We start from the raw sequence: 13,835 nt of genomic DNA on the forward strand, positions 1-13,835 counted from the left end.
GGCGGCAGGCCGGCATCCGGCGTTTATCGGTTTGCCCTGTCCTCGTCGGCGGTCGCAGAATGCCTGCTCATGGGACACCTCGAAGCCGCGCATCTCGAGTACTACCTTCCCGACGGGAGGGCACTGCTCGGCGACGTGTCCTTCCGGGTCGGCGAAGGCGCCGCCGTCGCGCTCGTCGGGCCCAACGGGGCCGGCAAGACGACGCTGCTGCGGCTGATCTCCGGCGAGCTGAAACCGCACGGCGGCACCGTCACCGTCAGCGGCGGGCTCGGCGTGATGCGGCAGTTCGTGGGGTCCGTACGGGACGAGACGACCGTACGCGACCTGCTGGTGTCCGTTGCGCCGCCCCGCATCCGCGAGGCCGCGCGGGCCGTGGACCGGGCCGAGCACGCCATCATGACCGTCGACGACGAGGCCGCCCAGCTCGCCTACGCCCAGGCGCTCGCCGACTGGGCCGAGGCGCGCGGGTACGAGGCCGAGACGCTGTGGGACATGTGCACCACCGCCGCGCTCGGAGTGCCCTACGACAAGGCGCAGTGGCGGCTGGTGCGCACCCTGTCCGGCGGTGAGCAGAAGCGGCTCGTGCTGGAGGCGCTGCTGCGCGGCACCGACGAGGTGCTGCTGCTCGACGAGCCGGACAACTACCTCGACGTGCCCGGCAAGCGGTGGCTGGAGGAGCGGCTGAAGGAGACCCGCAAGACGGTGCTGTTCGTCTCCCACGACCGCGAACTCCTCGCGCGCGCCGCCGAGAAGATCGTGTCCGTGGAGCCGGGCCCCGCCGGTGCCGACGCCTGGGTGCACGGCGGCGGGTTCGCCACGTACCACGAAGCCCGGCGTGAACGCTTCGCCCGTTTCGAGGAGTTGCGCAGGCGCTGGGACGAGAAGCACGCCCAGCTCAAGAAACTGGTGCTGAGTCTGCGTCAGGCGGCCACGGTCAGCCACGAGTTGGCGTCCCGCTATCAGGCCGCCCAGACCCGGCTGCGCAAGTTCGAGGAGGCCGGACCGCCGCCGGAGCCGCCGCGCGAGCAGGACATCAGGATGCGGCTCAAGGGCGGGCGTACCGGCGTACGGGCCGTCACCTGCAAGGGACTTGAGCTGACGGGCCTGATGAAACCCTTCGACCTGGAGGTCTTCTACGGCGAGCGGGTGGCCGTGCTCGGCTCCAACGGCTCGGGCAAGTCGCACTTCCTGCGGTTGCTGGCCGGCGAGGACGTGGCGCACACGGGGGAGTGGAAGCTCGGGGCGCGCGTGGTGCCCGGGCACTTCGCCCAGACGCACGCCCACCCCGAGCTGACCGGCCGCACCCTGCTCGACATCCTGTGGCAGGAGCACGCCCAGGACCGGGGCGCGGCCATGTCCCGGCTGCGGCGCTACGAACTCACCGGACAGGCCGAACAGAGCTTCGACCGGCTCTCCGGCGGGCAGCAGGCCCGCTTCCAGATCCTGCTGCTGGAGCTCCAGGGCGTCACGGCCCTGCTGCTCGACGAGCCGACCGACAACCTCGACCTGGAGTCCGCGGAGGCGCTCCAGGAAGGGCTGGAGGCGTTCGAGGGGACGGTGCTGGCGGTCACGCACGACCGCTGGTTCGCCCGCTCCTTCGACCGTTACCTGGTCTTCGGCAGCGACGGCCGGGTCCGGGAGACACCGGAGCCGGTCTGGGACGAACGCAGGGTCGTACGGGCCCGCTGACCGGCGGTCACGACCAGCGCAACAGCGCGCCCAGGCCGCCCACCGGCGCCTCCCGCTCCGTCGCCTCGGTCGCCTCGACCGCCGCGGTCACCGACAGCGCCGGGGCGCCCGTGGCCACCGCCGAACGGATCAGGGCGTCGTCCGCGCGGGCCGCCCAGGAGTGCTGTTCGCCCAGGACCTTCAGATCGGTGCGGCGCACCGCCAGCTGGTCCGGGTCCTCGCCGATCCACACCTCGCGGTGGGCGTCGGGACCCTCGGGGCGGATCAGCAGCTCGTCGATGCGGTGCTCACGGGCGGCCTCCACCAGCGCCGGCACGCCCTCCACGGCCATCGTGCGGCCCTCGGCGTCCGGTTCGCGGCCCGCCAGGAACCGCTCCAGCTCCCGCCGCGCCCGCTGCCGCACGTGCTCGGCCCGGGCCGCCTCGACGTCGCCGTCCAGGAGCCTGCTGCCGGTGCCGTGCGGGGCCTCGACGACCAGGTTCCGCAGCCGGTCGGGCAGCCGCTCGTGCACGGCCCGCTTCTCCCGCTCCTCGCCGACCAGGACCAGCAGGTCGGCGCGCGTCTCCTCCTGGCAGACGGTGAGCGCGTCGGCGATCTCGGCCGCGTTGTGCTCCCAGGTGTTCTCCACCTTCAGCTGGAAGTGCCGCTCCGACCAGTCGACCGAGCTCGTACGGTGCACCGGCCACTGGCGGCCGGTGACGGAGCCGGCGTCCTTGCTGCCCAGCGCCGAGCGCAGCTCGAAGTCGGCGCCCTTGCGGTCGACGTAGGCCACCACGCAGACCGGGTCCTCGCCGAGCAGCTCCAGCAGCGGCGCGGTGTGCGGCAGCGGCGCCCAGTGGGCGCTGTCCCGCATCGGCGGCCGGGCCAGCGGCGGGTCCAGGACGACCTCGCCGGCCCGGGCGAACAGGGCGCGGCCGTTCGGCTCGGAGGAGTGCTGCAGGGCGTCCAGGGCCTCCTGCACGGCCCGGCACGTCGCTTCGTCGGCTCCCTGCTCTCCCAGCTCCCGCGCCATCGCCGCGGCCGTCAGGTGCCGTTCGTGCGGGGTGTCCTCCGTGTGGCGGTCGGTACCGACGTACACGGAGGCCCAGGGCCCGGGATGTTCGTAGAGTGGATGCAGAAAGGCGAGATCCATGGCTCCTCCCGCGTGAGGCTCGGGGGTAGTGCTCACCGGGCGGGTACCCGGACCGCATGGACGAACACGACGAGCGGGTAACCACCATGACCGGAGTCGACCCGGACCGGCTGGACGACCAGCAGCTCATGAAAGAGCTGGAGACCATCCACCGCACGCGTCACGACACCCTGCTGTACGGCTCGAACGACGCGCTGCGGGCCCACAACGAGCGCATGGCCCAGCTGGAGGGCGAGTACCTGCGCCGCAACCCGCGGCGCTGGGTCGCCGCCGGCCGTACCCGCGAAGGCGCGCGGGAACGCGGAAGCGGGGAGTCGGCGACTCCCCGCACCTGAAGATCGACGCACCTGGAGATCGACGGAACTCCCCATTCGAGGGAGCCGGCCGCAGCGCGTCAGCCGGCTCCCTCGGAGAAGACGTGCAGGAACGCGTCGCAGAACGCCTTGAGGTCGTCCGGCTTGCGGCTGGTGACCAGCTTGTTGGTGCCGTGATCGCAGATCTTGACCTGCTCGTCGACCCAGGTGCCGCCCGCGTTGCGGATGTCGGTCTGCAGGCTCGGCCACGAGGTCAGCACCCGGCCGCGGACCACGTCCGCCTCCACCAGCGTCCAGGGCGCGTGGCAGATCGCGGCCACCGGCCGGCCCTGCTCGAAGAAGTCCCGGACGAACGCCACGGCCTTGTCGTCCATGCGCAGGAAGTCGGGGTTGGCCACCCCGCCCGGCAGGACGAGCGCGCCGAAGGAGTTCGCCGAGGTCTCGCCGACCACCTCGTCGACCGGGAAGGTGTCCGCCTTGTCGAGGTGGTTGAACGCCTGGATCTCACCGGCCTTGGTCGACACCAGCACCGGCTCGTGGCCGGCGTCCTTCGCCGCCTGCCACGGATCGGTGAGTTCGACCTGCTCGACGCCTTCGGGTGCGGTCAGGAATGCGATGCGCATGATGTCCTCAACTTCCTTTCGTGGCACGCCAGTTCGCCTCGTCGCTCGTGGCGCGTTTCTTGTTCCGGCGGCTCGCGCGCAGGCAGCGCAGCAGCTCCTCGCCGTACGGAAGCAGCACACACGTGCCGATCGCGGCCGTGATGCCCGCCAGATAGCCGCGTGACAGCGGCCGCCGGCGCCGCACCAGCCGCCAGGCGTCCGGGTCGCCCGCCCCGCCGCGCAGCAGCGACCTCACCTGGTCGGCGTGCAGGCACATCAGCGAGGCCAGCGCGCCGAACGGCAGCGACTCCAGGAAACTGTGGATGTGCTGTTCGATCGGCTTGACCTCGCGGTCGCTCTCGACGGCCGTGCGCACGTCCCACAGCGCGGTCGCCTCGTGCACCGCCGCGCCCCCCAACTGCACGGTCAGCAGCAGGGGGTTGATCTCGTAGCGCAGCGTCAGCGCGATGGGGATGCCGACCTCGGCCATCATCAGCGAGTGGATCAGTGACTCCTTGGTGCCCGCCGTGTCCTCGATCCGGGTGCGCCGGTGCATCACCCAGTCGGCCAGGCCCGGCACGAACCAGCTGGGCAGCAGCCCGTAGAGCAGGTAGCGGGTGGTCACGTCACCGACGTCGACGGTGGCGGAGGTACGGCTGATCCCGGCTGCGCCGTTCCGGCTCATACGGCCTCCCGGCCACCCGGCTCCGCGCGGCTGATGTCCGCCAGCGCCGAGCCCGGGTCCTGTGCCTCGGCCAGGTCCCCGAGGCTCACCATGCCGACCGGCATCCCGTCCTCGACGACCGGCAGCCGGCGTACGGCGTTCGCACGCATCAGCGCGACGGCGGCCGAGACGGGGTCGTCGGGGCTCACCACGAGCGGGTCCGGCGTGCACACCGACTGCGCGCTCACCGTCAGCGGGTCGGCGCCGTCGGCCACCGCCCGTACCGTGATGTCACGGTCGGTGAGCACGCCCACGACCCGCTGGCCGTCGGCCACCACCACATCGCCGATGTCCTGGGCCCGCATCAGCTGCGCGGCCTCGACCAGTGACGCGTCCGGGCGGACGGCGACCACCCCGGGCGTCATGACCTCCCTCACGAAATCAGCCATCACTGTGGGCTTCCTCCGTTCCCCGGCCGACCGGTCGGATGCCGCGGCCGTCTGATCCGGCGTGACGCCGCCCGCAGTACCCGCGGGCCGGATGCCTATGCGTCGCCCTCACCGCCCGTGCCGGCGACGGCCTCGGCCAGCTGCTGGACGGTGGCGTAGCGCGCCGAGCGCGGCAGCCGCTCCAGGGCCTCGACCAGGGTGTCCGGCGCGTACGCCCGGCGCAGCGCGGCGGCGAGCTCGCGCGGACCCGCGGGGAACGCGTGCCGGCCCAGATGCCGGGCCAGCTCCTGGCGGACGGCCGCCAGCGAACCCGGCGAGCCGGGGGCGACCGGGCCGCCCGCGACCTGCGGATCGTCGTCGGCGGCGGGTTCGGGATCGTGCCACTCCTCGGTCCGCGTGGGGTGCCCGGACTTCAGCAGACCCTGCAGTTCGTGCTTCATCTCGTCGTCGCGGTGGACGCTCAGCCGGTCGCTTCCTCGCTGCATGACTCCCTCCAGATCTTCGGGGGTGGGCTCCGCGTACCCGAAGACGGGAGGGCGACACGGGGTTTGACCGGCCAAGGCCGGGACACCCGGCCCGGGCCCCCCGCGCCCGTCCCGAGGAAGGAACGGCCATGGCGGTGCTGGCTGTGATCATCCCGGTTCTCATGCTCGGCGTGGTGCTGGCACTGGGCCGCTACGAGGAACTGCTGCTGCCGGCCGAGAAGGCCGACCCGGACGAGAACGCCCCGGTCGGCCTGGCGAAGGGCTATGAGATCACTTCTTCTCACGGCCCGGCAGGAACTCCTGCACCTTCGCCTTGAACCCCTGCTTGACCATGGAGGAGCGGTCGGCGTCGCCCTTGAGGATCGACGCGGCCGTCGCCTCCATCTGCTCCCAGGTGGCGTGCGGCGGGATCGGCGGCACGGCCGGGTCGGTGAGGAACTCGATCACCGCGGGACCGTCCGCCTCCAGGGCGGCACGCCAGGCCGCCTCCACGTCCTCCGGCTTCTCCACCCGGATGCCGGTCAGGCCGAGGGAGCGGGCGAACGCCGCGTACTGCACGTCCGGGATCTGCTGCGAGGGCAGGAAGGACGGGGCGCCCTCCATGGCCCGCATCTCCCACGTGACCTGGTTGAGGTCGTGGTTGTTCCAGATGGCCACGATCAGCCGCGGATCCTCCCACAGCTCCCGGTACTTGGCGGCCGTGATCAGCTCCGCCATGCCGTTCATCTGCATCGCCCCGTCGCCGACCAGCGCGATCGCCGGCCGGTTCGGGTGCGCGAACTTCGCGCCGATCGCGTACGGCACCCCGGGACCCATGGTGGCGAGGGTGCCGGAGAGCGAGCCGCGCATCGAGCCGCGCATGGTCAGGTGCCGGGCGTACCAGTTCGCCGTGGAGCCCGAGTCGGAGGTGACGATGGCGTCGTCGGGCAGCAGCGGGTCCAGCGCGTGGGCCACGTACTCCGGGTTGATCGGATCCGCCGACAGCCGCGCCCGCCGCTCCATCACCTCCCGCCAGCGCGTGACGTTGGCGCACACCGTGTCGTACCACTCGCGCCCCCGGCCCTCGTTGATCAGCGGGATCAGCCGCTCCAGGGTCGCCTTCGCGTCGCCGACGAGGTTCACCTCGTAGGGGTAGCGCATCCCCACCATGTGCGGGTCGATGTCGATCTGCACGCCGCGCGCCTTGCCGAACTCCGGCAGGAACTGCGTGTAGGGGAAGGACGACCCGATGGTCAGCAGGGTGTCGCAGTCCCGCATCAGCTCGTACGACGGCCGGGTGCCCAGCAGCCCGATCGAGCCCGTGACGTACGGCAGTTCGTCGCTGAGGACGTCCTTGCCGAGCAGCGCCTTGGCCACGCCCGCGCCCAGCAGTTCGGCGATCCGCTCGACTTCGGCGCGCGCGCCCGCGGCGCCCTGGCCGACCAGAATGGCCACCTTTTCACCGGAGTTGAGGATCTCCGCGGCCCGCAGCACCGACTCCTCGGACGGAATCGCCGTCCAGGAGCTGCGGTCCAGGCTGGAGGGCACCATCTTGAACTCGTGCGTGGGAGCGGAGTAGTCCAGCTCCTGCACGTCGCCGGGGATGATGATCGCGGTGGGGGAGCGGCGCGCGTACGCGGTGCGGATCGCCCGGTCCAGGACGTTCGGCAGCTGCTCGGGCACCGTCACCGTCTCGACGAAGTCCGAGGCGACGTCCTTGAACAGCGTGTGCAGGTCCACTTCCTGCTGGTACGAGCCGCCCATCGCCGTGCGGTGGGTCTGGCCGACGATCGCGAGCACCGGGACGTGGTCGAGCTTGGCGTCGTACAGCCCGTTGAGCAGGTGGATGGCGCCCGGCCCCGAGGTGGCCGTGCACACGCCGAGACGGCCGCTGAACTTCGCGTAGCCGACCGCCTCGAACGCCGACATCTCCTCGTGCCGGGACTGCACGAACCGGGGCTGGTTCTCCGCGCGGCCCCAGGCGGCGAGCAGTCCGTTGATGCCGTCGCCGGGATAACCGAAGACGTGCTCCACCCCCCACTCGCGCAGGCGCTGCAGGACGTGGTCGGCAACCTTGGTGCTCATGTGCGGGACCTCCCGGACTCGGGGACGCGGTCAGCAGTCGTCTGCCAGCCGAGTCACCCTGGGCGCCTGGGGAAAACATGCGCCGGTGTTTGCCGGGCGGGGCCGGGGGCAGGCGCAGTCCAGTGCTTCGGACCGGAGGCACGTCCGTGGGAACGACGCCCCCACCCCCCCGGTCGCACCTGTCCAGGTCCCGGCCGCGCTCCCACGGTGACCCCGTCCAACCCAGAGCACCAGCTAGGGAGTTGCGACGCATCATGCCCACCCCAGTGAGCGCGAAGCACCACCCGCACGACGACGCCCCCGACACCACCGAAGACTTCCGCACGCTCGTGAAACTCCCCGCGGGCCCGCAGCGGGACTCCCTGCGCGAGAAGATCGTCGAGGCCTGGCTGCCCATGGCCGAACGCCTCGCCGGACGCTTCCGCAGCCGCGGCGAGAGCTACGAGGACCTGCGCCAGGTCGCCGCCCTCGGCCTGGTCAAGGCCGTCGACCGGTACGACCCCGAGCGCGGCAACGCCTTCGAGAGCTACGCCGTGCCCACCATCACCGGCGAGATCAAGCGGCACTTCCGCGACCACATGTGGACCCTGCACGTGCCGCGCCGGGTCCAGGACCTGCGCAACCGGGTCCGGTTCGCCTGCCAGGACCTGTCCCAGACCGTCTCCGGGCGCCGGCCCACCGTCGCCGAGATCGCCGAGCACGCCCAGATGAGCGAGGAGGACGTGCTGGCCGGTCTGGAGGCGCTGGAGAGCTTCACCGCGCTCTCGCTGGACGCGGAGCTGCCCGGCAGCGAGGACGGCTACTCGCTGAGCGACGCGCTCGGCTCGCCCGACCCCGCGCTGGACACCGTCGTGGACCGGGAGGCGGTCAGGGACCGGCTGGCCGCGCTGCCGGAGCGCGAGCGGGCGATCCTCTACATGCGGTTCTTCCGGGACATGACGCAGAGCCGGATCGCCGAGCAGCTGGGCATCTCGCAGATGCACGTGTCCCGGCTGATCAGCCGGTGCTGCACACGGGTGCGCAACCAGGTCATGGACGACGCCGCGTAGCCGGGCCGGTCGTCACCCGCTCGGCCCCCCCGTGTACCGCTAATGGGGCTCGGCCGCGCGCGGGACGGCCGGAGGCGGGCTGTGATGGCTGTGGGCGCTCGCGTGCCCGCACAACGCTGCCGTCGCTCGAAGGAACCCGTCACCATGCGCCGCACCGCCCGTGTCCTGTCCGTCGCCGTGCTGGCCACCGCCGCGCTGGGCGCCGCCGGACCGGCCGCCCTCGCGGATCCGGCCGCGCAGGTCGGCCCGAGCAGCGTCTCTCCGGGCGGCAGCGTCACCGTCTCGGTCACCTGCGACGCCGTCGGCGGCGCCGCGCCCGAGACCCTGGACGTCACCTCGCAGGCCTTCGACGAGGGCACCGTGCGACTGCAGAAGGTCCCCGGCAACGACGACGGGACCGCCGGCCCCGCCTACCGCGGCACCGCCCGCATCGCGTCCGCCGCCGACCTCGCCGACGGCGGCCCGGACGCCGTGACGGCGGACTCCGCCTGGACCGCCGACGGCACCTGCCCGGCCGAGCCCGGCGGACGGGGCAAGGCGTTCAGCGCCACGTTCCAGGTCGCGGGCGACGGCGGCCGGACCTGCGGCGAGCCCGACGGCGACGATTGCGGCGCCGAGGCGGTCGCGGGCGACGCAGGCCGTCCCTGCGGCGAGCCCGCTAGCGAGAACTGCAACGGCGGAACGGCCGTGAAGGACGGGGGCGAAGAGGCGGTGGAGGGCGGCGGCGACGAGATGCTGAAGGGCGGCGGCGAGGAGACCGTCCAGCGGGAGGGCGAAGGGGCTGCGCAGCGCGAGGGCGGGGCGGCCGTTCAGCGGGAGGGCGGGGCGGCCGTGCAGCGCGGGGTGCGGGCCGGTTCCGGTGGCTCCTTCGGCGACTGCGTGCCCGCCCTGGTCGCCGGGGGCGTGCTCATCGCGGGCGCCCTGGGCGCCGCCGCCCACCGGCTGCGGCACCGCCACTCCACGACCGGCCGCTGAGCCGCCCGTGTGACCGGCACAACCCGCGCACGGCCCATGGGAGGGCGCCACCCTGGGTACTCAGAGCCCGTGGGCACGCCCCGCACCGTACGGAACGCCGGAACACCGGGACACCGCGACGTACGGAACGAGAAAGGTCACGGTCCGACAGACCGGTCCGTCCGGCACGGACCCGGCACCAGGCACGGCGGAGGCACGCATGCGGCGGACGGACCCGGAAGGCCACGGCCCCGTCCGCTACGGGCCGCCGCTGCCCGAGGACGGCCTGCCCGTCCTGCCCGAGCTGACCGCCGCGCTCGCCGCCGCCACCCGCTCCGACGCGGAGCCGATCGGCGGCTCGCCCGAACTGCGCCGCAGCGCCAGCGGCTACTGGGAGCGGCGCGGACTGCCGGCCGACCCGGACCGGGTGGCCGCCGGCCCCGGTGCCCCCGCCCTGCTGCTCGCCCTGACCGCCGCGCTCGGCGGCGACGTCCTGGTGCCGAGGCCGTGCGCGGCCTGGTGGGCGCCGTACGCACGCCTGTTGGGAAGACCCGTCTTCCACGTGGCGACGCCCGCCGAGTGCGGGGGAGTCCCGGACCCGTACGCCCTGCTGGAGACCGTGCGCCGGGTGCGTGCCGAGGGCGGTGACCCGCGGCTGCTGGTGCTGTCCGTCGCGGACGACCCCACCGGCACCGTCGCGCCGCCCGAGGTGCTGCACGCGTGCGTGGAGGCCGCCGCCGGCGAGGGACTGCACCTGGTCAGCGACGAGACCTGGCGCGACACCCTGCACACCGCGCAGGGCACGGTGCTGCTCAGCCCCGCCGAGATGCTGCCCGACCGGGTCACCGTCGTCACCGACCTGGCCGGCGCCCTCCTGCCGCCCGGCTGGCCCGCCGCCGTCGCCCGTTTCCCGGCCGGCGACGACGCGAGCGCCCTCCACGCGCGCGTGCTCGACGTGCTCACCGCCCTCGGCGCGCGCGTCGCCGGCCCCGTCGCCGCCTGCGCCGGGTACGCGCTGGGGGAACCGGCGCCCGTCACCGCGCGCGTGTCGGCCGCCGCGCACCTGCACGCGCGGCTGGCCGACGCGCTGCACACGGCCGTCGTCGGGGCCGGCGCCCTGGCCCGCCCGCCGCAGGCCGGCCGGCACCTCTACGCCGACCTCGGCCCGCTGCGCTCGGCGCTCGCCGCCCACGGAGTCGGCGACGCCCAGGAACTGGAGGACTTCCTCACCGCCCGGCTCGGCATGCCCGCGCCGGGCGGTCACCGCTTCGGCGACGAACTCGGCGCGCTGCGCGTGCGCCTGTCCACCGCGGCCCTGCCCGGTGCCACGGACGGGGAACGCGCGGAATGCCTCACGTCACCCACGCCGTTGGAACTGCCACACGTGCAACGCGCGTTGATCCATGTGAAGTCGGTCTTCGACGATCTCCGCGACGACGCTCAGCGATGGGAGCCTCCTCGATGACGCAGCAGTCCGAGTCGACCACCACCACGACCCCGCCCGCCGGGCCGGCCGACACCCCGGTCGCCCCTGTGTCCACGCCCCCCTTCGCGCCCCCTTTTCCGCCGCCGGCCGAGCCCCGCCCGCTGGGCGAACACCGGGTGTGGCCGCGCACCTTCCACGACCGGCTGACCGCCCCGCTGCCCGGCCTGAAGGCCATGGCCCGGTTCGCCCGCGAGGGCTCCGTACGCCCCGGCCGCGAGGGCCTGACCGACATCCCGCGCATCCCCGTCGCCCCCGCGCCGCTGCCCGGTGTCGACGCCCGCACCATCGCCGTCTCCTGGGCGGGACACGCCAGTTGGGTCGTTCGGATCGGCGGCCTGACCGTGCTGACCGACCCGGTCTGGTCCCGCCGCATCCTCGGCACCCCGGCCCGCATCACCCCCGTCGGCATCCCCTGGGAATCCCTCCCGCCCGTCGACGCGGTCGTCATCAGCCACAACCACTACGACCACCTGGACGCCCCCACACTGCGCCGGCTCCCGCGCGACACACCGGTGTTCGTGCCGGCCGGGCTGGGCGCCTGGTTCCGCCGCCGGCGCTTCACCGTCGTCACCGAGCTGGACTGGTGGGAGGCGGCCGAACTCGGCGGCGTCCGCTTCGACTTCGTCCCCGCCCACCACTGGTCCAAGCGCACCCTCACCGACACCTGCCGCAGCCTGTGGGGCGGTTGGGTGCTGACCGCCCCGGACGGCGGGCGCGTGTACTTCGCGGGCGACACGGGCTACGGCCACTGGTTCGCCCGCATCGGCCGCCGCCATCCCGGCATCGACCTCGCCCTGCTGCCCATCGGCGCCTACGACCCGCGCTGGTGGCTCAGCGACGTCCACTGCGACCCGGAGGAGGCGGTCCGGGCGACCCAGGACCTCGGCGCCCGCCGGATGGCGCCGATGCACTGGGGCACGTTCGTGCTGTCCGCGGAGCCGGTCCTGGAACCCCTGACCCGGGTGCGCGCGGCGTGGGAGAAGGCGGGCCTGGACCGCGAGGACCTGTGGGACCTGCCGGTGGGCGGATCGAGGGTGCTGGACTAGGGCCTGCTGCTAGGCGGTCGTCGTACGGCGGATGCGGCGCCAGATGCCGGGGGTCGCGCTGAGCAGCACGGTCAGTGCGACTGCCGCCACCACACCCTCCCAGGGCTCCTTGAACAGCGACCCGCCCAGGATCCCGATCACCTGGTACGTCGCGGCCCACGCCAGACAGGCCGGCAGGTTCCCCCGGGAGAACCTGCGCATCGGCCACTTCGCCAGCAGACAGGCCAGCATCACCGGCAGCCGCCCGGCCGGCACCAGCCGGGACAGCACCAGCACGGCGACCCCGTGCTCGGCGAGTTTGGACTGCGCCTGCTCCAGCCGGTCCTCCGGCGCCCGCGCCCGGATCGCCTCCAGCCACCGCGACCCGTTCTTCGACTTCATCCCCCGCCGGCCCAGCCAGTACAGCGCCGCGTCCCCGAGGAACGCGGCCAGCGAGGCCGTCACGAACACCAGCGCCAACGCGAACGGCGCCGTCTGGTGAAAGGCGACCACGGCCGCCGAACTGACCAGCGCCCCCGTCGGAATCACCGGGACCAGCGCCCCGAACAGCACCAGCAGGAACAGCGACGGATACCCGAGCGCCTGCTGCGTCGACTCCGTCGGCACGGTCGCCGCCGGCGCGGCGGCAAGCCATATCACCGGGCAACCTCCAGCCGCACGCTCTCCCCGTGCCCGAGCCGGTGCACCGCCACCCCGGGCGCGTACTCGGCCGCCAGCCGCACGAACTCCTCACCGGGCGCGTGGAACTCGTGGGGGCGCACGGCGTCCATCCCGATCGGCCAGTACGTGCCGTAGTGCACCGGCACCGCGCTGCGCGGCGCCAGCCGGGCCAGCGCCCGCGCCGCGCGCCCCGCGTCCAGGTGCCCCTCGCCGAGATACGGTCCCCAGCCGCCCACCGGCAGCAGTGCCACGTCGACCGGTCCGACCTCCTTCGCCATCGCGTCGAACAGCCCGGTGTCCCCGGCGAAGTACGTGCGCGCCTCGCCCTCGACGACGTACCCCAGAGCGGGCGCGCGATGCGGGCCGACCGGCAGCCGCCGCCCGTCGTGCAGCGCGGGCACGGCCCGTACGGCGAGGTCGCCGACGGTGACGACGTCGCCGGGCGCGACCTCGGTGAGCGTGAGATGCGTGAGCCGGCGCAGGCCCGGCACGGCCCGTCGCGCGCCCCGGGGCACGAGCAGGCGCGTGCCCGGCGCGAGGCTCTGCAGCGAGGGCACGTGCAGGTGGTCGGCGTGCAGGTGGGAGACGAGCACCAGGTCCGCGCGGCGGGCGTCGGGCGGGGGCGGCGCGCCCCTGCGCCGGCGCAGATGGGCGAGCCGGCGGGCGAACAGGGGGTCGGTCAGGACGCGCACGTGCGAGTCCTCGACCGTGCAGGTGGCGTGACCCCACCAGGTGATCTCCACCGGCACCTTCTTTGCCTCCTTCGCGCGACTCCCCGAAGCCTACGGGCAGGAGTAGGGTCGGCGGCGAAACCCGGAGGTGAGGGGGACGCCATGGGACCGGTGCGGGTGCGCGTGACGGCGATCGCGAGTCTGACGCCGCTCGAGGAACTGGACGCCGATCCCTTCCTGGTGGACTCCCGCAGCCAGCACGCGATGTGCGCGCGCTGGGCGGCCGAGCACGGCTACCGCGTCAGCCGGGAACTGCTCGTGCGGGGGCTGCGGGCCGACCACTGCGTGCTGTGGGACGGCGTCCGCCCCGGCGTGGACCTGTTCGTGGCGCCCAGCCGCCGGGTCCTGGAGAGCGCCCTGTCGTCGGTGGAGGAGTTCACCGCCGAGTGCGCCCGGCGCGGGGTGCGGGTGGAGACGGTGGGCGTCGCGGAGCCCTGCTACGACGCCCAGATGAAGGCCCGCGTCCACCGCCGCCTGTCCATGCCGACGGCCGGCTACGACGGCCGCTAG

The 13,835-nt window shown here is 73.6% G+C and carries 16 protein-coding genes; 8 read left to right on the top strand and 8 right to left on the bottom strand.

The window, feature by feature from the left end:
- Window positions 1-69 precede the first annotated feature (69 nt).
- Entirely contained in the window at window positions 70-1,689 is a 1,620-nt protein-coding gene (locus ACYF6T_RS09110) for an ABC-F family ATP-binding cassette domain-containing protein (RefSeq protein WP_461694979.1), read from the top strand.
- Window positions 1,690-1,696: 7 nt separating this feature from the next.
- Here ACYF6T_RS09110 and ACYF6T_RS09115 read toward each other — a convergent pair whose 3' ends face one another.
- Complete coding sequence (locus ACYF6T_RS09115; protein WP_461694980.1) at window positions 1,697-2,821, bottom strand: baeRF2 domain-containing protein; 1,125 nt, start codon at window positions 2,819-2,821, stop codon at window positions 1,697-1,699.
- Window positions 2,822-2,877: 56 nt separating this feature from the next.
- Here ACYF6T_RS09115 and ACYF6T_RS09120 point away from each other — a divergent pair, with 56 nt between their 5' ends.
- Window positions 2,878-3,156: a DUF6158 family protein gene (locus ACYF6T_RS09120; protein ID WP_461694981.1), complete on the top strand. Its 279-nt coding sequence runs from the start codon at window positions 2,878-2,880 to the stop codon at window positions 3,154-3,156.
- A 59-nt stretch (window positions 3,157-3,215) separates the two neighbouring features.
- Here ACYF6T_RS09120 and ACYF6T_RS09125 read toward each other — a convergent pair whose 3' ends face one another.
- The 4 genes from ACYF6T_RS09125 to ACYF6T_RS09140 all read right to left on the bottom strand — a co-directional run bounded on the left by ACYF6T_RS09125 (window position 3,216) and on the right by ACYF6T_RS09140 (window position 5,335).
- Window positions 3,216-3,758, bottom strand: a complete 543-nt coding sequence (locus tag ACYF6T_RS09125; RefSeq protein WP_461694982.1) for a type 1 glutamine amidotransferase domain-containing protein — start codon at window positions 3,756-3,758, stop codon at window positions 3,216-3,218.
- 7 nt (window positions 3,759-3,765) lie between these two features.
- Entirely contained in the window at window positions 3,766-4,422 is a 657-nt protein-coding gene (locus ACYF6T_RS09130) for a diguanylate cyclase (RefSeq protein ID WP_461694983.1), read from the bottom strand.
- Window positions 4,419-4,850: a CBS domain-containing protein gene (locus ACYF6T_RS09135; RefSeq protein WP_461694985.1), complete on the bottom strand. Its 432-nt coding sequence runs from the start codon at window positions 4,848-4,850 to the stop codon at window positions 4,419-4,421. Before ACYF6T_RS09135 ends, ACYF6T_RS09130 begins: the two co-directional genes overlap by 4 nt.
- 95 nt (window positions 4,851-4,945) lie before the next feature.
- Window positions 4,946-5,335, bottom strand: coding sequence for a DUF2795 domain-containing protein (locus ACYF6T_RS09140; protein ID WP_461694986.1), 390 nt, complete (start codon window positions 5,333-5,335; stop codon window positions 4,946-4,948).
- A 128-nt stretch (window positions 5,336-5,463) separates the two neighbouring features.
- Here ACYF6T_RS09140 and ACYF6T_RS09145 point away from each other — a divergent pair, with 128 nt between their 5' ends.
- Window positions 5,464-5,652 (top strand): hypothetical protein, encoded by a 189-nt coding sequence (locus tag ACYF6T_RS09145; protein ID WP_461694988.1) that lies wholly within the window; start codon window positions 5,464-5,466, stop codon window positions 5,650-5,652.
- On the opposite strand, the gene ACYF6T_RS09150 is transcribed toward ACYF6T_RS09145, so the two are convergent.
- The gene (locus tag ACYF6T_RS09150) at window positions 5,606-7,399 is read right to left on the bottom strand and encodes a thiamine pyrophosphate-requiring protein (protein ID WP_461694990.1); all 1,794 of its coding nucleotides are present in this window, start codon (window positions 7,397-7,399) and stop codon (window positions 5,606-5,608) included. The two genes, ACYF6T_RS09145 and ACYF6T_RS09150, sit on opposite strands and share 47 nt — an antisense overlap.
- Window positions 7,400-7,653: 254 nt before the next feature.
- Here ACYF6T_RS09150 and ACYF6T_RS09155 point away from each other — a divergent pair, with 254 nt between their 5' ends.
- The 4 genes from ACYF6T_RS09155 to ACYF6T_RS09170 all read left to right on the top strand — a co-directional run bounded on the left by ACYF6T_RS09155 (window position 7,654) and on the right by ACYF6T_RS09170 (window position 11,934).
- Complete coding sequence (locus ACYF6T_RS09155) at window positions 7,654-8,448, top strand: RNA polymerase sigma factor SigF (protein WP_461694992.1); 795 nt, start codon at window positions 7,654-7,656, stop codon at window positions 8,446-8,448.
- A 144-nt stretch (window positions 8,449-8,592) separates the two neighbouring features.
- Window positions 8,593-9,423, top strand: a complete 831-nt coding sequence (locus tag ACYF6T_RS09160; protein ID WP_461694994.1) for a hypothetical protein — start codon at window positions 8,593-8,595, stop codon at window positions 9,421-9,423.
- A gap of 199 nt (window positions 9,424-9,622) precedes the next feature.
- Window positions 9,623-10,867, top strand: a complete 1,245-nt coding sequence (locus ACYF6T_RS09165; protein WP_461694996.1) for an aminotransferase class I/II-fold pyridoxal phosphate-dependent enzyme — start codon at window positions 9,623-9,625, stop codon at window positions 10,865-10,867.
- Window positions 10,864-11,934, top strand: coding sequence for an MBL fold metallo-hydrolase (locus ACYF6T_RS09170; protein ID WP_461694998.1), 1,071 nt, complete (start codon window positions 10,864-10,866; stop codon window positions 11,932-11,934). Before ACYF6T_RS09165 ends, ACYF6T_RS09170 begins: the two co-directional genes overlap by 4 nt.
- Before the next feature lie 9 nt (window positions 11,935-11,943).
- Here ACYF6T_RS09170 and ACYF6T_RS09175 read toward each other — a convergent pair whose 3' ends face one another.
- Together ACYF6T_RS09175 and ACYF6T_RS09180 are read right to left on the bottom strand one after the other, a co-directional pair.
- The gene (locus ACYF6T_RS09175; RefSeq protein WP_461694999.1) at window positions 11,944-12,573 is read right to left on the bottom strand and encodes a DedA family protein; all 630 of its coding nucleotides are present in this window, start codon (window positions 12,571-12,573) and stop codon (window positions 11,944-11,946) included.
- Window positions 12,570-13,343 carry an MBL fold metallo-hydrolase gene (locus ACYF6T_RS09180; RefSeq protein ID WP_461695000.1) on the bottom strand — a complete coding sequence of 258 codons (774 nt, stop codon included), beginning with the start codon at window positions 13,341-13,343 and terminating at the stop codon, window positions 12,570-12,572. Before ACYF6T_RS09180 ends, ACYF6T_RS09175 begins: the two co-directional genes overlap by 4 nt.
- A gap of 84 nt (window positions 13,344-13,427) precedes the next feature.
- Between ACYF6T_RS09180 and ACYF6T_RS09185 the strand changes: the two genes are divergently transcribed.
- On the top strand, window positions 13,428-13,835 hold the full coding sequence (locus ACYF6T_RS09185) for a hypothetical protein (RefSeq protein ID WP_461695002.1): 408 nt from the start codon (window positions 13,428-13,430) through the stop codon (window positions 13,833-13,835).

It is taken from the genome of Streptomyces sp. 7R007, from assembly GCF_054850255.1.